This window comes from Aeromonas sp. FDAARGOS 1405 (genome assembly GCF_019048265.1).
GTDB classification, from domain to species: Bacteria; Pseudomonadota; Gammaproteobacteria; order Enterobacterales; family Aeromonadaceae; genus Aeromonas; species Aeromonas veronii_A.
Map to the genome: position 1 here is coordinate 771,139 of NZ_CP077311.1, position 16,362 is coordinate 787,500.

At 57.5% G+C, this 16,362-nt stretch carries 13 protein-coding genes, 6 tRNA genes and 2 rRNA genes (1 of these 21 only partly in view); 13 read left to right on the forward strand and 8 right to left on the reverse strand.

Features of this window, described 5'->3' with window-relative positions:
- The first annotated feature begins 21 nt into the window (after positions 1-21).
- From rsmC to I6L35_RS03695, 9 genes are all read left to right on the forward strand, one after another.
- On the forward strand, positions 22-1,050 hold the full coding sequence (rsmC, locus tag I6L35_RS03655) for a 16S rRNA (guanine(1207)-N(2))-methyltransferase RsmC (protein ID WP_216979570.1): 1,029 nt from the start codon (positions 22-24) through the stop codon (positions 1,048-1,050).
- A gap of 151 nt (positions 1,051-1,201) precedes the next feature.
- A complete protein-coding gene (gene glgC / locus I6L35_RS03660) occupies positions 1,202-2,419 on the forward strand; it encodes a glucose-1-phosphate adenylyltransferase (protein WP_216952148.1) in 1,218 nt (405 codons plus the stop codon).
- Positions 2,409-3,869 carry a glycogen synthase GlgA gene (gene glgA, locus I6L35_RS03665; RefSeq protein ID WP_216979571.1) on the forward strand — a complete coding sequence of 487 codons (1,461 nt, stop codon included), beginning with the start codon at positions 2,409-2,411 and terminating at the stop codon, positions 3,867-3,869. The genes glgC and glgA overlap by 11 nt, the downstream gene beginning before the upstream one ends.
- Before the next feature lie 128 nt (positions 3,870-3,997).
- A tRNA-Leu gene (locus tag I6L35_RS03670) sits at positions 3,998-4,083 on the forward strand.
- Positions 4,084-4,136: 53 nt separating this feature from the next.
- A tRNA-Leu gene (locus I6L35_RS03675) sits at positions 4,137-4,222 on the forward strand.
- Positions 4,223-4,266: 44 nt separating this feature from the next.
- A tRNA-Leu gene (locus I6L35_RS03680) sits at positions 4,267-4,352 on the forward strand.
- 46 nt (positions 4,353-4,398) lie between these two features.
- A tRNA-Leu gene (locus I6L35_RS03685) sits at positions 4,399-4,484 on the forward strand.
- Positions 4,485-4,555: 71 nt separating this feature from the next.
- Positions 4,556-4,641 (forward strand) — tRNA-Leu (locus tag I6L35_RS03690).
- Positions 4,642-4,750: 109 nt separating this feature from the next.
- Positions 4,751-5,023 carry a late competence development ComFB family protein gene (locus I6L35_RS03695; protein WP_005343036.1) on the forward strand — a complete coding sequence of 91 codons (273 nt, stop codon included), beginning with the start codon at positions 4,751-4,753 and terminating at the stop codon, positions 5,021-5,023.
- On the opposite strand, the gene I6L35_RS03700 is transcribed toward I6L35_RS03695, so the two are convergent.
- Positions 5,018-5,227, reverse strand: coding sequence for a hypothetical protein (locus I6L35_RS03700; RefSeq protein WP_005357820.1), 210 nt, complete (start codon positions 5,225-5,227; stop codon positions 5,018-5,020). The two genes, I6L35_RS03695 and I6L35_RS03700, sit on opposite strands and share 6 nt — an antisense overlap.
- A gap of 300 nt (positions 5,228-5,527) precedes the next feature.
- Between I6L35_RS03700 and nhaC the strand changes: the two genes are divergently transcribed.
- Entirely contained in the window at positions 5,528-6,937 is a 1,410-nt protein-coding gene (gene nhaC, locus I6L35_RS03705; RefSeq protein ID WP_216979572.1) for a Na+/H+ antiporter NhaC, read from the forward strand.
- 138 nt (positions 6,938-7,075) lie between these two features.
- On the opposite strand, the gene erpA is transcribed toward nhaC, so the two are convergent.
- From erpA to clcA, 3 genes are all read right to left on the reverse strand, one after another.
- The gene (gene erpA, locus I6L35_RS03710; RefSeq protein WP_005340225.1) at positions 7,076-7,426 is read right to left on the reverse strand and encodes an iron-sulfur cluster insertion protein ErpA; all 351 of its coding nucleotides are present in this window, start codon (positions 7,424-7,426) and stop codon (positions 7,076-7,078) included.
- Positions 7,427-7,513: 87 nt separating this feature from the next.
- Positions 7,514-8,209, reverse strand: coding sequence for a DUF6776 family protein (locus I6L35_RS03715; protein ID WP_005343032.1), 696 nt, complete (start codon positions 8,207-8,209; stop codon positions 7,514-7,516).
- 91 nt (positions 8,210-8,300) lie between these two features.
- Positions 8,301-9,689, reverse strand: a complete 1,389-nt coding sequence (gene clcA / locus I6L35_RS03720) for a H(+)/Cl(-) exchange transporter ClcA (protein WP_216979573.1) — start codon at positions 9,687-9,689, stop codon at positions 8,301-8,303.
- Positions 9,690-9,933: 244 nt separating this feature from the next.
- On the opposite strand from clcA, the gene hemL reads away from it, so the two are divergent.
- Together hemL and I6L35_RS03730 are read left to right on the forward strand one after the other, a co-directional pair.
- Positions 9,934-11,220, forward strand: a complete 1,287-nt coding sequence (gene hemL, locus I6L35_RS03725) for a glutamate-1-semialdehyde 2,1-aminomutase (protein WP_216979574.1) — start codon at positions 9,934-9,936, stop codon at positions 11,218-11,220.
- A 217-nt stretch (positions 11,221-11,437) separates the two neighbouring features.
- Positions 11,438-12,253, forward strand: a complete 816-nt coding sequence (locus I6L35_RS03730; protein WP_216979575.1) for a hypothetical protein — start codon at positions 11,438-11,440, stop codon at positions 12,251-12,253.
- Here the strand turns inward: I6L35_RS03730 and I6L35_RS03735 are convergent.
- Complete coding sequence (locus I6L35_RS03735) at positions 12,168-13,070, reverse strand: sulfite exporter TauE/SafE family protein (protein ID WP_216979576.1); 903 nt, start codon at positions 13,068-13,070, stop codon at positions 12,168-12,170. The genes I6L35_RS03730 and I6L35_RS03735 overlap by 86 nt on opposite strands.
- A gap of 296 nt (positions 13,071-13,366) precedes the next feature.
- Positions 13,367-14,116 (reverse strand): DsbA family protein, encoded by a 750-nt coding sequence (locus I6L35_RS03740; RefSeq protein WP_216979577.1) that lies wholly within the window; start codon positions 14,114-14,116, stop codon positions 13,367-13,369.
- A gap of 197 nt (positions 14,117-14,313) precedes the next feature.
- Between I6L35_RS03740 and I6L35_RS03745 the strand changes: the two genes are divergently transcribed.
- Positions 14,314-14,401, forward strand: a tRNA-Ser gene (locus I6L35_RS03745).
- A gap of 618 nt (positions 14,402-15,019) precedes the next feature.
- On the opposite strand, the gene rrf is transcribed toward I6L35_RS03745, so the two are convergent.
- Both rrf and I6L35_RS03755 read right to left on the reverse strand, forming a co-directional pair.
- Positions 15,020-15,134, reverse strand: a 5S ribosomal RNA gene (gene rrf / locus I6L35_RS03750).
- 109 nt (positions 15,135-15,243) lie between these two features.
- Positions 15,244-16,362 (reverse strand): 23S ribosomal RNA (locus tag I6L35_RS03755); it runs 1,770 nt beyond the window's last position.

Here is a 16,362-nt window from a genome sequence, read left to right on the forward strand (position 1 = left end):
AAAATTGCGTGGAGAGACCCGATGAGCAGCCCAATCAGTGCCGTCAGCCAGATGCTGGAACGAAACCAAGCCCTCTTTGTCGGCAAGCGGCTACTTGTCTGCGGCGCGCTGGAGGATGACTACCCCCGCCAACTGGCGAGCCTGGCCCAGACCCTGACCGTATTTACCACCGATTACTGCTACTACCGCAGCCAGCAGGCCGCCCTCGGCGAGGCGATCCTGTTTGACCACCAGCTAGGTGGTGCCCCCCGCTTCGATGCCCTGTTGCTGCTGATGCCCAAGGCCAAGGCCGAGGCACAATATCTGCTGGCCATGATGACCCCCTTGCTGGAAGCGGGTGCCGATCTGTTCCTGGCCGGTGAAAACCGCGGCGGCATCAATGGCGCCGACAAGCTGCTGGCCCCCTATGGCGAAAAGCCGATAAAGCGCGATTCGGCGCGCCGCTGCTCGCTCTATCACGGTGAGCTGAGCAAGCCGGTTGAACCTTTCAATCTGGATAGCTGGTTTGGCCGCTATCAGTGCAAGGCGGGTGATACCGAGCTGACCGTGCTGGCGCTGCCCGGCGTCTTCAGCGCCGCCGAGCTGGATCTCGGCACCCAGATGCTGCTGGCCGCCGTGCCACCGATGAAGGGCGAGCTGCTCGATTTTGGCTGCGGCGCCGGGGTAATTGGGTCTGTGCTGGCCAAGCGCAATCCGGATCTGCGGGTCAACATGGTGGATATCAGCGCGCTGGCGCTCGAATCGAGCCGCCGCACCCTGGCGATCAACGGTCTGCAGGGCAAGGTCACCGCTTCCGATGTCTATTCGGATCTCTCCACCCGTTTCCAGCACATAGTCTCCAACCCGCCATTCCATGCGGGTCTCAAAACCTTCTATGCGGCGACCGAGCAGTTCCTGGCCAAGGCGCCGGAATTTTTGCTGCCAAATGGTTCGCTGACCATTGTTGCCAACGCCTTCTTGCGCTACCAGCCTATACTGGAGACACACTTCAAACGGACTGAAGTGATCAGCAGTGATGCCAAATTCAAGGTCTATCTGAGCAAAGTGTAATTAAGTGTAAGCAGTACAAGAAAACAGCTAGAGAGCCCCATACGGGATCTGGTAAGGTACTAAGAGCACGATAAAAACCACCCCTTTAGGGGTGTTTTTATACCGAGCTTTGAAAACCTTTTCATGTTGTTCATTCAGGGAGAGAAATACGATGGCTGGCATTTTGACCATGATCCTGGCTGGTGGCGAAGGTACTCGCCTGCAGCCTCTGACCACCACCCGCAGCAAGCCTTCCGTCCCCTTCGGTGGCAGCTACCGGCTGATCGATTTTGTCCTCAACAACTTCGTCAACGCAGACTTTCTACGCATCTATGTACTAACCCAATTCAAATCCCAGTCCCTCTATCTGCACATGAAGAAGGGGTGGAATATCGTCGGTATCACCGACCGCTTTATCGATCCCATCCCGGCCCAGATGCGGATGGGCAAACGCTGGTATGACGGCACCGCCGATGCCATCTACCAGAACCTCGGCTTTATCGAGCGGGCCGAACCGGATCACGTCTGCATCTTCGGCTCCGACCACATCTACAAGATGGATGTGAGCCAGATGGTCACTTTCCACAAACAAAAAAATGCTGCCATGACAGTCGCGGCCCTGCGCATGCCCATCGAAGAGGCGAGCGCCTTCGGGGTGATCGAGGTAGATACCGAAGGACGGATGATCGGCTTTCAGGAGAAACCGAAGCAGCCCAAGCACATTCCCGGCGATCCGACCCAGGCGCTGGTCTCCATGGGCAACTACATCTTCGAGACCGATGCCCTCTGCCGTGAGTTGAAGCGGGATGCCGCCGAGGAGAACTCCAGCCACGACTTTGGCAAGGATGTGATCCCGAGCCTCTACCCGCGCGCCCCCGTCTATGTCTATGACTACAGCACCAACGTCATCCCCGGCGAGAAACCGCACGTCTACTGGCGGGATGTGGGCACTCTCGACTCTTATTGGCAAGCGCACATGGACCTGGTGGCCGACAATCCCCCCTTCTCCCTCTATAACCGCAAGTGGCCACTGCACACCCACTATCCGGCGCTGCCACCAGCTACCTTCATCGACAGCGACGAGTGCAAGGTGAAGATAGCCAACTCCCTGATCTCCGCCGGTTGTTTCATTCAGGGCAGCCAGATCCAGCGCTCCATCCTCGGTTTCCGCTGCAATATTGGCCCCTGCAGCCACATCAGTGAGTCGGTGTTACTGGGGGATATCAAGATTGGTGAGGGGTGCTCCATCCGGCGCGCGATTATAGATAAAAATGTTGAAATTGCGCCCGGCACCGTTATCGGTGAAAATCTGGACCACGATAGAGAGCGATTTACCGTATCCGAAGGCGGTATCGTGGTGGTACCTAAGGGAGCAAGAGTTGGCTATTAACCCACTGAAAATCCTGTTTGTTGCCTCGGAAGTTGAGGGGCTGGTCAAGACCGGGGGCCTAGCGGATGTCGCCAGAGCCCTGCCGATGTACCTGGCCCAGAAGGGGCATGATGTCAGGATCATGCTCCCCTTCTACAAGACGATAAAGCGACGGGATGAGGCCAGACTGGTCGCTTCTCGCTGGTTGCCAACCCACCCCGGGCTGCCGGATATCGGTTATCGCATCTACCAGATGGAGCTGGATGGCGTCTGCGTCTATCTGCTCGATTGCCCGCAATATTTCGATCGTCCCCAGCTCTACGCCGAGAACAATCAGGCCTATCCGGATAATGGCGAGCGCTTTGCCTTCTTCTCTGCCGCGGCCCTCCATGCCTGCGAGCAGCTCGGCTTTGCCCCGGATATCGCCCACTGCAATGACTGGCACACCGGCCTGCTGCCACTGCTGCTGAAAACCCGTCACGCCCACAACCCCTTCTTCCAGCAGACTCGCAGCGTGATCAGCATTCACAATGCGGCGTTTCAGGGAGTATTCGGGCGGGAGCAGTTCTGGGCCATGCCCGAGATCGCCGACTACGAACGCCGCATCAACTACGACTACGGCCACGTCAATCTGCTCAAATGCGGGGTGCTCTACGCCGACAAGATCAATGCGGTCAGTCCCAACTATGCCCAGGAGCTGTTGACTCACCTCGGCGCCCACGGCATGGCGCATATCTTCCAGCAGCGGGCGGCAGATCTCTGCGGCATCCTCAACGGCTGCGACTACAAGGACTGGGATCCTGAGTTCGACGAATTCCTGCCTGCGACCTACAGCATCGACAACATGGCTGGCAAACAGATCTGCAAAGAGAGCCTGCAGCAGGAGGCGGGGCTGGCCGTGGCGGACTTGCCCATCTACGGCATGGTTTGCCGCCTGACCGAGCAGAAGGGCGTTCCCCTGCTGCTCCCTGCGCTGGAGAAATTCCTCCACCATCAGGTACAAGTGGTGATCGTCGGCTCTGGCGATCCTGCGCTCGCCACGCAACTGCAAACCATGGCCCGGGATTATCCGGGCAAGCTCGCCTTCATCAACACCTATGACGATCGGCTGGCTCATCTGGTCGAAGCCGGTGCCGACTTCTTCCTGATGCCCTCTCTGTTCGAGCCTTGCGGCCTCAACCAGATGTACAGTCTCGCCTATGGCACCCTGCCACTGGTGCGCGCCGTGGGGGGTCTGAAAGATACCGTGGTGGATTGGGATGCGGATCCCGAGCATGCTACCGGCTTCTGCTTCAACGATCCGACTGCCGCCATCCTGCTCGATACCATGCGCCGCAGCCTGCTCTATTTCCTGCAGGACAAGGAGCGTTTTGCCAAGGTGCAGCGCAATGCCATGAACACCCGCTTCAACTGGCCTGACTCGGTCACCCAGTATGAACGGATGTATCAGAACGCATTGGGCCGTTACTGAATGCCAGACGTCGGCTAATTGCTGAAGTTTTGTACCCTTGGCGCCACTTTGGGCGTCAACAGCGAAAAAAGTCCCCTTTGGCTGTTGACGCTCCCCCAAAACTCTATAGAATCCCCCTCCGCAGTGATGCGAAGGTGGCGGAATTGGTAGACGCGCTAGCTTCAGGTGTTAGTGTCCCACGGATGTGAGGGTTCGAGTCCCTCTCTTCGCACCAATACTGCCATGCTGATTCAGCAGCATGTAAATCCAACTAGAAAACCCGAATGTGCGAAGGTGGCGGAATTGGTAGACGCGCTAGCTTCAGGTGTTAGTGCCCCCCGGGTGTGAGGGTTCGAGTCCCTCTCTTCGCACCATGCTTCTCCAGACAGCATGTAAATCAAAACTGGTAAGACAATGTGCGAAGGTGGCGGAATTGGTAGACGCGCTAGCTTCAGGTGTTAGTGTCCCACGGATGTGAGGGTTCGAGTCCCTCTCTTCGCACCATGCTTTATCCAGACAGCATGTAAATCCAGACTGGAAACCCGAATGTGCGAAGGTGGCGGAATTGGTAGACGCGCTAGCTTCAGGTGTTAGTGCCCCCCGGGTGTGAGGGTTCGAGTCCCTCTCTTCGCACCATGATTCTGACATGTAAACACAGAGCAATGCGCTCCAACCGCATTTAAAAACCAGCTGGAGAAAATCAGTGTGCGAAGGTGGCGGAATTGGTAGACGCGCTAGCTTCAGGTGTTAGTGTCCCACGGATGTGAGGGTTCGAGTCCCTCTCTTCGCACCATTCATTACGCAAAAGGCCCATCACGAAAGTGATGGGCCTTTTGTTTTTACTCCTTGTTATGGCTATGCTTTTGACGACTGCCCGCTCATCGTCATGCCAAGGAACGCATATGATACTGGATACCGACATTCACAACTTTTACGAACATCTGGTGCTCAAGGAGATTGAGAAACAGGGGCTGCAGCAAAAACTCAACAGCGATCAGATGGCCGACCTCTGCTGCCTCACCCTCAACCAGCTTCCGGCCCACTATATTCGACACAATGTCGACATGATCTACTTCCTGACCGACGCCAAGCGCACCGAAATGGAAAAGCTGGTGGTCGAATCGCTCAAGGTGGCACAGCAGAAGATCAAGCAGGCTCCCGTCAAAAGCTCATAACCAGGGCTGCTGCCAGAGCAGGGTAACGATACCGGTCAACCCGGCCACTGGCAGCAAGATCAAGGCGGGCCGCAATCCGGGCTCCAGCATCACCCAGGCAGCCAGCAGAAAACCGGCACTCCAGGTGCCGTACTCTTTATCCTGACCCCATGCGAGTACGGCCACCGCCACCAGCAACATCATACCCCGCAATATCCAGCGCATTGTTTTCTCCCCAATCAACAATTGATAATAATTATCATCTTCATCTACTGGGGATGCAAGTGGCGTCACAGGAAAGCTTCGTATGTGACCCATTGTGTCAACAGGCCGCTCAAAAACGGGTTATGAGATCAACTAATTTGTGATTTTTCAATCAAATGTGCATTTTTGCCAATTTGATGGGGCTTTAACCCGCCGGGTTTGTGGTAGATTGCGGCCTCTTTTTGGGTTGCCTCCTCGGGATCGATGTATCCACAGGACGAGAGGGAGTGACCTTGGCGAGCAAGAGTTTAGGAAGTATCTATGCAAAACCAACAAAACCACATCCGACTACCGGGCATGGCACAGGTGTTTGCCTGTCTGGCCATTTTCCTGGCCCTGGCATTCTCGTTCACCAACGTGCTCGATCTGCCGATCCAGCTGGCGTTGTTCATCGCCTGGTTCGTCATCATGGGGCTTGGCATCAAACTCGGTCACGATTACAAATCCCTGGAACAGGCTGCCGTTGACGGCGTTGCCAAGGGGATGGGGGCCATCCTGATCCTGGTCTCCGTCGGTGCCCTGGTCGGTACCTGGATTGCTGGCGGCATAGTCCCCAGCATCATCTACTTCGGCCTCAAGGTCATCCACCCGTCCATCTTCCTGCTGGCGACCCTGATCATCTGCTCCCTGACCTCGCTGGCCACCGGCACCTCCTGGGGCTCTGCCGCTACCGCCGGTATCGCCATGATGGGGATCGGCCACAGCCTCGGCGTGCCTGCGCCGCTGGTAGCCGGTGCCGTGCTCTCCGGCGTCTACTTCGGTGACAAGCTCTCTCCGCTCTCCGACTCAGTAGTGCTGGCTTCGACCATGTCCAACGTCGACGTGGTGGAACACATCAAGGGGATGCTGCCCATCAGCCTGCTCTCCTATGTCATCACTGCCGTGCTGTTCACCGTGGTGGGCATGCAGTATTCAGGCAACGTCAGCCTGGAGCAGGTCAATCTGGTGATGGAGGCTCTCGACAACCAGTTCAATATCACCCCGCTGGCCATAGTCCCCGTGGTGCTGGTGCTGGGTCTGCTGGCCAACCGCAAACCCGCCTTCCCGGTGATCAGCTTCGGCGCCCTGCTGGGCCTGATCTGGGCAATCGCCTTCCAGGGCATGGATCCGGTCAAGGCGATGCACTCGGCTTATAGTCCGTTTGCCATCACCTCCGGCATCGACTTTATCGACAACATTCTCGGTCGCGGTGGCATGGAGTCCATGCTGGGCTCGGTCGCGGTCATCATCTTCGGTCTCGGGTTTGGCGGCCTGCTGGAGAAGGTCGGTATTCTGGAAGTGATCGCCAGCGCCTTCGAGAAGCGCATCAACAGCGCCGGCAGCCTGACCAGCCACACCATCGGTACCGCGTTTCTGGCCAACGTGTTTGGCTCGGCCATGTATGTGTCGCTGATCCTGACCCCCAAGATCATGGCCAAAAACTACGACCGACTGGGACTGGCGCGCAAGAACCTCTCTCGCAACGCCGAGTTTGGCGGCACCCTCACCTGCGGCATGGTGCCCTGGAGCGACAACGGCATCTTCATGGCTGGGGTTCTGGGGGTGGCAACCCTCGACTACCTGCCTTACATGTGGCTGAGCTTCACCTGCATCATTGTGACCATCACCCTCGCCTACATGGGCAAGGCCGTGAACCGGATCCCGCTAGTCGCGGCGGCAAGCTCCCGCTAAGCTATCCTGAAACAACAAAGGCGCCATCGAGGCGCCTTTGTTGTTTCAGAGAAATGCTGTTTGATGGAACGCACTGATCACCACAAACAAAAACAGCCCTCGTTGCCGAGAGCCGTTTCATCAGACCGATAACGCCGATCAGATGGAGAAGCTGGAGCCACAGCCACAGGTCGTGGTGGCATTGGGGTTGGTCACGGTGAAGCGTGAGCCTTCCAGACCCTCGGTGTAATCCACACTGCCGCCTACCAGATATTGCAGGCTCATGGGATCGATCACCATGGTGACGCCATTCTTCTCGACTACGGTGTCTCCGTCGTTGATCTTCTCATCAAAGGTAAAGCCATACTGGAAACCGGAGCAGCCCCCACCCGTGATGTATACCCGCAGCTTCAGCTCGGGATTCTCTTCCTCGGTGATCAGGTTCTTCACCTTGTTGGCCGCCGCATCCGTCATCTGGATGGGCAGCGGGGCTTCTGCTACTGCACTCATTACTGACCTCACAACCATTAGATCCACAAACATGGAAACCGCGAAATTATCCAATACCCGACCATTCAGTTCAAGTATTCACCACGTTTAACCGGCAGCGGGAACCGGAGCTGGCGGTGCGGCAACCAGCGGCTTGATCACCTCACCCCACTCAACCAGCAGCTCTTGCGCCGGTTGCCTGCCGTCCTTGTTGATGGTGACACGGATCCGATCCGGCACAAAGCCTTCCGGCAACTGCCAATTCCCTTCCAGCAGCTGGAAATAACGCAGGGCATAGCGCCACTCGCTCACTTTCATCCCGAGATCGCGACCGGTCAGCGTCTTCGGCTTGTCGGCCAGGCTCCCCTCGACCCGGATCTGCACCTGACCACGGAACAGCTCCCGCTTCTTGGCAGGCTGGGTCAGGGCTAGACGGTAGTGGTAGCGACCGGGAATGCTGGTCTCCTGCAGGGTCAGGTTGTCGATCACCACCCCCACCTGTTCGCCGGTGGGGCGCATGATCCGCTCGAAAAAGGCCAGCTGGCGCTTGAGCTCCTGCACCTGCGCCTCCTGACTCTTCAGGGTGGTCTGCAACTGCTCGAAGGCCGCTTTCTGGGTCGCCAGCTGAGTATCTTTCACCCCCAACTCGGTCTTGAGCTGGCCGATGGCCTTGCCCTGACGATCCAGCGTCTCCTGCTGTACCACCAACAGACTGCTCTGGGCCAGCTCCTGCCGGTTACCGACAAAGTAACCAATGAGCCCGCCAACGGCTAACACGACCAATAACTTCAATAGATTGGACATAGCCCCTCATCCCGTTATCACGCCATTTACGGCAGCGCCTCTCCCTTCACTATACCGCCCTGACCGGGGTCAAAGGCGATAAAGGGAAAAATTAACTGGCCGTGGCGCTGCCATCACCCCGCTTTTGACGCGCGGCAAGCCGTAAAGTTCGCTCCAGGATCTGGGAATAGATGGGTCGGCCACCCAGCCACTGGGCAACCAGGGTCGCCCCAACCGTGGTGATCATCATGGGCAGGATCAGCTGATAGTTGTCGGTCATCTCGGTGACCAGCACGATGCCGGTGATGGGGGCACGCACGGTGGCGGCAAACAGCGCACCCATCCCGGCGATGGCAAAGGCGCCGGGCTCGATACCCAGTTCGGGAAACGCCGCATGAAACAGATGGCCGAACACCACGCCAAACAGGGTGCCCAGCGCCAGGGTCGGCGCAAACACCCCGCCCGGGGCACCGGAGCAGAAGCAGATGAGGGTCGCGACCAGCCGCACCGAGAAGATGAGGAACAGGGTCGCCATCGCATACTCATCCCCCATCAGATGTGGAATAAGCTCGGTGCCGCCCCCCGTCACTGCGGGGGCAAACAGCGACAGCACACCAAACGTTCCAGCGACCAGCATACCGATGGCGACGAAACGGTGGCGCTTGTTCTGATGCAGCGCCAGATAGCCATCCTGACAGGCCAGCACCAACTTGTTGAAGACAAAACCCAGCACCCCGAAGGTGGCCCCCATAAAGAGGAACAGCCAGAGCGCCTTGAGGGCTGGCGCATCGTAGTGGGGCAGAGTGATCACCGCCCCCTGACCTTTCATGTTCTGCAGCATCAGGGTCGCCATGATGGCGGAGATCCCCACCGCCTTGATGGCCAGAAAGGAGTAACGAAACTGCGGCCGCATCTCCTCCATCACAAACAGGATGCCCGCCAGCGGCGCATTGAAGGCTGCCGCCAGACCGCCCGCCGCACCGGCGGCCAGCAGGGCGTGACCATGCTCCTTGGGCAGCCGGAAGATATCCGCCACCATCTTGCCAAGGTTGCCGCCGATCTGTACCGAAGGCCCCTCCCGCCCCAGCACCATGCCGGAACTCAGGGTGCAGATGCCGCCGAAGAACTTGACCGGCAACACCCGCCACCACCGAACCGGGCGCAGATCGTCCATCGCCCCCTCGATCTCGGGAATGCCGGAGCCGCCCGCTTCCGGGGCAAAGGTATGAGTGAGGAAGTAACCGACAAATCCCAGCAAGGCGCTGAAGCCAAAGCCAAGCAGACCGAGCTGCCACCAGGGACGGTCTGCCAGCAAGGCGATACGTTGTTCTGCCAGCCAGTGGACTCCCGATTCGAACAGGCCGCACACCAGTCCGGCCAGGGTACCGACCAGCGCCGCCAGCAGCAGCACCAGCAAGGGCATCTTGTCTTGCCAGATAATGCGGGAAAGCGGCCCCCGCGCAGAGGTATCGGCTTCAGAGGAGAGAGCTTGTTGCGCCATCTTGTTACACCAACTTGGAAAAACCATATCGTCAGCTAGCTGAGATCAGGATCACCCGGCGCGTTGCTCGGCTGCCCAGGGCTGGGGCTTTCTGCTATAGTCGGCCCGTTAAATTTTTGTCACGGGAGCAGACCGAGAGTCCGGGTGGCGAGAGCGCAAAGCATACTCCTGATGCTCCGGCCTGCCGAGTCTCAATCGGCTGCAATCCCTTGTGTGACGCCCAAAATCCCATTAAGGATGATCCATGTCAAAATCAGATCAGCTGTTTGAACAGGCCCGCCAGACCATTCCGGGTGGCGTCAACTCACCGGTCCGCGCCTTCAATGGGGTCGGCGGCACGCCCCGCTTCATCGATCACGCCGATGGCGCCTATCTCTATGATGTGGATGGTCAGGCCTACGTGGATTACATCGGCTCCTGGGGCCCCATGCTGCTGGGTCACAACCACCCCGCCATCAAGGCTGCCGTCATCAAGGCCGTTGAGAAAGGGCTGAGCTACGGTGCGCCGACCGAGATCGAAGTGCTGATGGCCGAGAAAGTCCGCCAGATCGTCCCCTCCATGGAGCAGGTGCGGATGGTCAACTCCGGCACCGAAGCCACCATGAGCGCCATTCGTCTGGCCCGTGGCTACACTGGCCGCGACAAGATCGTCAAATTCGAGGGCTGCTACCACGGCCACGCCGACTCCCTGCTGGTCAAGGCCGGTTCCGGCGCCCTGACCCTGGGTCAACCGAACAGCCCGGGCGTTCCGGCCGATTTCGCCAAACACACCCTGACCTGCGTCTTCAACGATCTGGATTCGGTGCGTGAAGCCTTCACCCAGTACGGCAGCGAGATCGCCTGTATCATCGTCGAGCCGGTCGCAGGCAACATGAACTGCATCCCACCGGTCCCCGGCTTCCTGGAAGGGCTTCGCGCCATCTGTGACAAGTTCGGTGCCCTGCTGATCCTGGACGAAGTAATGACCGGCTTCCGCGTCTCCCTGCGCGGTGCTCAGGGTCACTACAACATCGACCCGGATCTCACCACCCTTGGCAAGATCATCGGTGCCGGCATGCCGGTGGGCGCCTTCGGCGGCAAGAAGAAGGTGATGCAACACATCGCACCGACCGGCCCTGTCTATCAGGCGGGGACTCTCTCCGGTAACCCGGTCGCCATGGCAGCCGGTCTGACCATGCTGGATCTGCTGCTGGAGCCGGGTCTCTATGAGCAGCTGAGCGCCAAGACGGCTCGTGTTGCCGAGGGACTGAAAGCGGCCGCAGCCAAACACGGCATCCCGCTCGCCATCAACTATGTGGGCGGCATGTTCGGCTTCTTCTTCACCGACGAGCCCGAAATCACCCGCTACGAGCAGGTCACTCGCTGCGACATGGAACGCTTCAAGCGCTTCTACCATCTGATGCTGGAAGAGGGCGTCTATCTGGCGCCGAGCGCCTACGAGGCGGGCTTCCTGTCGCTGGCTCACGGCGACAAGGAGATTGAACACACCCTGGCCGCCGCCGAGCGCAGCTTCGCCAAGCTGGCTGGCTAAATCACCGCTGGTTGTCGCCAAGGGCCCGTCATGGGCCCTTTTCTATTACAGAGACTCCATCACCACACAGGGCGGCAATACGCCCATTTATGGTGCATTGTCCCCTGGTCATCCGCCGATTTGTCATCCTCTGGTGCAACTTGCCCCATCATCCCTGTCATAAAGCAGGCCCACTATTTGCACATTCACCACAAGAGCCCACGTCACCGAGGTCCATATGGCAGAGATGAGCCCCATCGATGTGCTGCGGCGCTATCAGGAGTATCAGGAGGAGCTGACCCCGCTACTGCAGGGGCTGCTCAGCGCCCCCCTTGTCTCGCTCAAGGGGTATCCCTTTGTTGTCAGCATTGACCACTATCAGGGGCCGATGTGCATCCAGCCTGCGGCACCGACGGCCCATAACCGGCTGCACCTTATCGTGCAGGGGCAAGGACGGGAGATCACCGTCTGTCTGAATCAGCTGATTGGCTGGTTGATGGGGGACAGGGAGCGCCGCCGCGCCATGCCCTGGTTCAAGGCGGTCTATGTGGTGCTCAGCATGGCGCTGTTTTTGATCGTCGCCACCCTGATCTGGCACGGGCTGGAGCAGCTCTACCAGCTATTGTGCGGTGAGCAGCAGAACCAGCTCGGCGCCTTTAGCGCCATCATCTTCCTGACGCTGGCACTGGCGGTGTTCGATCTGGGCAAGACCATTCTGGAAGAGGAGGTACTGCTGCATAAGGATATCTTCCGCCACAGCGCTATTCGCCGCACCATCACCCGCTTTATCGCCGCCATTCTGATCGCGGTCTCCATCGAGGGGCTGTTGCTGCTATTCAAAGGCTCGCTCGGCCAGAGCGAGCTGCTCTGGCCAGCGGTCGGAGTGATGGGGTGTGCGGTGGGTTTGCTGCTGGCGCTTGGCCTCTATGTTTTTCTGGGGGCCAAGGCCGAAGCGGCACTGGTACAGGCTAGCCTGCGCTCTCCACCGTCAGCTGCACAGGGGAGCGACGCGCCGCCCGCCAGGAAGCGTACATGGTCCAGGAGGTATAGATGACGATAAAGGCAACCAGCCACTTCAGCATCTCCATATCCATGGATTTGACCAGCATGGCGGCCAGCACCACACCGATGGGGCCAAAGATGGCTACCGCCAGCACCGCCTTGGCATCAAACGCCCCTTTGCGGATAAAAGTGCCTGCGGAGAAAACGCTGAGCACGGCGGTGGAGCCCATCATGATGGGAAACGCCGCCAGCGGATTCATCCCCAGCAGATAAACCAACGTCATGCAGGGGGCAAACAGGCCGATACCGACATTCATCAGCACCCCGAAGATGAAATTGCCAAGCAGGGCAATCGTCAGCTTGTAGCCGCTGAGCCCCATCGCATCGCCGCCTACAGGAAAAAGCCCCAGCAGACCGGCAAAGATAAGCCCTGCAACGACCAGCAAGGAGATAGCCATCACCAACCGGATGGTCTGCCGATCAAACGAGGCCACATGGCGAGCCCCCCAGGCAGCGCCCGCTGCGGCGGCCATCATCATGCTGATCAGCGTCAGCGGCTCCACTGCGACTGCACCGACGAAGATCAGCGACTGAGTTACGGTCGGCAGCACGCACTGACCATTGAGGGTACCCGGCAGCACTCGATCATCGATCAGCTTGAACTGCTTGTAGCAGGCGGTCTTTACCGCAAAGCTGCCCACCCCCAGGGTATCGAGGAAGTTGGCAACCCCACCGATCAACGCCACCGGCCAGAAGGGGGTCGCCTCAAAGGATCCACTCTGCTTCTTCCGCCAGCAGGCTTGCACCAGCATAAAGATGAATACAAGGCCTCCGGCTATAAAAACCAGCCGTAAAATATCAACTAACATAGGGGTTTCTCCTGCAACGGGCGGCGATTCTAAGGCAAGCAGCAGAAAAAATCTTGACCGGAATTAAGCAATGCTCACGACACACCTCGGCGAGGCGAAATATTTATCAATAGACTCCGAACGACTCTGCTAATACTTGTTACTGAGGCCAACAGGCCGGGTCCTGAGCACGTTGTTATGGTCCTTTCGCGACGACCACTTGTGCCAAAGGACATAATAAAAAAGAGGGCCGGTAGTGATACCGACCCTCTTTCTGTATCTGGCCGGGGCGCTGGGCCCTCGACCATGACAACTGCTTATTGAATGCTCTTGCCGGCACGCACGTCCTTGATAAACCCCATCAGGCTGGCCAGATCACGGGGGGCACCGCGCAGGATCTGATCACCGATGATGAAGGCTGGGGTACCGGAGATACCGAGCGCTTCAGCCAGCGCACGGTTGGTACCGAGGTTCTGGTCAATACTACCATCCTTGATCTTGGCCTCCACCTTACTCCAGTCAACGCCGGCCGCCACAGCCAACTGCTTGACCTGTGCTTCATCAGCGAGCGGGCCCTGATGGGTATAGAGCTTCTCGTGGAACGCTTGGTACTTGTCAGGCTGACCCAGCTGGACCGCCAGCGCAGCACGGGCTGCGAAGTAGGAGGACTCGCTCAGAATGGGGAACTGCTTGTAGATGTAACGGATATCTTTATCTTCCGCCATCAGCTGCTTGACCAGTGGATGGGCCCGTTTGCAGTAACCGCAGTTGTAATCGAAAAACTCCACAATGGTCAGCGACGCCTTCGGATTCCCCATCTCGGGATCCTGATTGGCATAAAGCTGCTTGGAGTGAGCCTTGATCAGCGCCTTGTCACTCTCGGCCTGCTGGCTCTCTTGCTTGGCACGCAGGGCATTGGACATCTCGACCAAGATCTCGGGATTCTTGACCAGATAGTCGCGAACGATTTGCTCGACATCGCTTTTGGTCAGCTCGCTTGCATGTACCGGCGTCGCCAGCAGGGTCACGCCAGCCAGCGCGCAAAACAGGGCATTTTTAATAGTCATAACGTTATCTTGCAGAGGATATGATAGAGGCAACTATAGTGGTTGAGTCTGTTTTCAAGTCAAGTTATCTGGCCAAAAAAGCGCTTGATGCGCCCTGATTGCCACTTTTTCATGTTGTTTAGCACAATTAACCAGCAATCGAACCGGACGGGGATTTACAAGCCGGATCAGCATGGTAATATTCGCCGCACTGCTGCGGAGGGGTGGCAGAGCGGCTGAATGCACCGGTCTTGAAAACCGGCGATGGGCGACCATCCGTGGGTTCAAATCCCACCTCCTCCGCCATTTATACCGAGCCCATGCAACCATGTTGCGTGGGCTTTTTATTTGCCTGCGATTTGCCATTCCTAATAGCTCTCAAAATACTAGCCTTCTCCAACACCTGTCTTGATCTTCTCACCTGCGGGCTCAACAGCTGCCACAAGATCACCTATCAATATCGAACCTCTGCGTTCCTGTGCACATCCCTTCCTACTCCAAACCACAGCGACCAAACGCTCCCACAACAGATCCAGATTGGCATGGCATAGCCAATAACCCCTCTTCGGAATAAAGTCAGGACCGGTTAACACAGTCATAGAAAAGCAGGGGCGATGGGGTTGCGGCTTAAAAAGAGCGGATGGCTAACTCAGGAAGCAGAGATTCCAAGCAAGAGGTCATGACGTATAGGCGATCATGGGATGCACGGGATATGACAACTGCAGAGCCACCGCACAGAGCGACAGCGGTTCAGTTAAGGAAGAGTACCAAGCGAAATATCAGGCTATTTGTGGAACCAGAAAACAGCGGCGAGTAACAATAAGAACAGAAGAAAAGAGATAAGATGGGTCAATTATCAGGCAATTCTCTAAATTGCAGGCAATAAAAAACCCCGCTCGATGAGCGGGGTTTCTTGTATTGGGTGCCTGGCAGTGTCCTACTCTCGCATGGCGAATGCCACACTACCATCGGCGCTACCGCGTTTCACTTCTGAGTTCGGCATGGGATCAGGTGGTTCCACGGCGCTATGGCCGCCAAGCAAATTCTTCAATCCAGAAAGCTGACGTGAATAACGACTGAGTCATTATCACTGAATTAGTAGTTCGCTTAGGTTTGCTACAAGCCTTAGAACACTTCTTGGGTGTTGTATGGTTAAGCCTCACGGGTAATTAGTATGGGTTAGCTCAACACGTCGCCGCGCTTACACACCCCACCTATCAACGTTGTGGTCTCCAACGGCCCTTTAGGACCCTCAAGGGGTCAGGGATGACTCATCTCAGGGCTCGCTTCCCGCTTAGATGCTTTCAGCGGTTATCGATTCCGAACTTAGCTACCGGGCAGTGCCACTGGCGTGACAACCCGAACACCAGAGGTTCGTTCACTCCGGTCCTCTCGTACTAGGAGCAACTCCCTTCAATCATCCAACGCCCACGGCAGATAGGGACCGAACTGTCTCACGACGTTCTGAACCCAGCTCGCGTACCACTTTAAATGGCGAACAGCCATACCCTTGGGACCGACTTCAGCCCCAGGATGTGATGAGCCGACATCGAGGTGCCAAACACCGCCGTCGATATGAACTCTTGGGCGGTATCAGCCTGTTATCCCCGGAGTACCTTTTATCCGTTGAGCGATGGCCCTTCCATTCAGAACCACCGGATCACTATGACCTACTTTCGTACCTGCTCGACCTGTCCGTCTCGCAGTTAAGCTGGCTTATGCCATTGCACTAACCTCCTGATGTCCGACCAGGATTAGCCAACCTTCGTGCTCCTCCGTTACTCTTTGGGAGGAGACCGCCCCAGTCAAACTACCCACCAGGCACTGTCCGCGAGCCCGATTCAGGGCCCTGCGTTAGAACATCAAACATACAAGGGTGGTATTTCAAGGACGGCTCCAGCGCAACTGGCGTCACGCCTTCAAAGCCTCCCACCTATCCTACACATGTAGGTTCAATGTTCAGTGCCAAGCTGTAGTAAAGGTTCACGGGGTCTTTCCGTCTAGCCGCGGGTACACCGCATCTTCACGGCGAATTCGATTTCACTGAGTCTCGGGTGGAGACAGCATGGCCATGGTTACACCATTCGTGCAGGTCGGAACTTACCCGACAAGGAATTTCGCTACCTTAGGACCGTTATAGTTACGGCCGCCGTTTACCGGGGCTTCGATCAAGAGCTTCGCTTGCGCTAACCCCATCAATTAACCTTCCGGCACCGGGCAGGTGTCACACCCTATACGTCCACTTTCGTGTTTGCAGAGTGCTGTGT

What these genes read in the sequence shown, in the direction of transcription:
- I6L35_RS03735 (WP_216979576.1), bottom strand. Translation starts at nt 13,070, where the DNA reads ATGTTAGTTGATATTTTACGGCTGGTTTTTATAGCCGGAGGCCTTGTA.
- I6L35_RS03715 (WP_005343032.1), bottom strand. Translation starts at nt 8,209, where the DNA reads ATGTCCAATCTATTGAAGTTATTGGTCGTGTTAGCCGTTGGCGGGCTC.
- I6L35_RS03700 (WP_005357820.1), bottom strand. Translation starts at nt 5,227, where the DNA reads ATGCGCTGGATATTGCGGGGTATGATGTTGCTGGTGGCGGTGGCCGTA.
- erpA (WP_005340225.1), bottom strand. Translation starts at nt 7,426, where the DNA reads ATGAGTGCAGTAGCAGAAGCCCCGCTGCCCATCCAGATGACGGATGCG.
- I6L35_RS03740 (WP_216979577.1), bottom strand. Translation starts at nt 14,116, where the DNA reads ATGACTATTAAAAATGCCCTGTTTTGCGCGCTGGCTGGCGTGACCCTG.
- I6L35_RS03695 (WP_005343036.1), top strand. Translation starts at nt 4,751, where the DNA reads ATGATACTGGATACCGACATTCACAACTTTTACGAACATCTGGTGCTC.
- hemL (WP_216979574.1), top strand. Translation starts at nt 9,934, where the DNA reads ATGTCAAAATCAGATCAGCTGTTTGAACAGGCCCGCCAGACCATTCCG.
- rsmC (WP_216979570.1), top strand. Translation starts at nt 22, where the DNA reads ATGAGCAGCCCAATCAGTGCCGTCAGCCAGATGCTGGAACGAAACCAA.
- nhaC (WP_216979572.1), top strand. Translation starts at nt 5,528, where the DNA reads ATGCAAAACCAACAAAACCACATCCGACTACCGGGCATGGCACAGGTG.
- clcA (WP_216979573.1), bottom strand. Translation starts at nt 9,689, where the DNA reads ATGGCGCAACAAGCTCTCTCCTCTGAAGCCGATACCTCTGCGCGGGGG.
- I6L35_RS03730 (WP_216979575.1), top strand. Translation starts at nt 11,438, where the DNA reads ATGGCAGAGATGAGCCCCATCGATGTGCTGCGGCGCTATCAGGAGTAT.
- glgC (WP_216952148.1), top strand. Translation starts at nt 1,202, where the DNA reads ATGGCTGGCATTTTGACCATGATCCTGGCTGGTGGCGAAGGTACTCGC.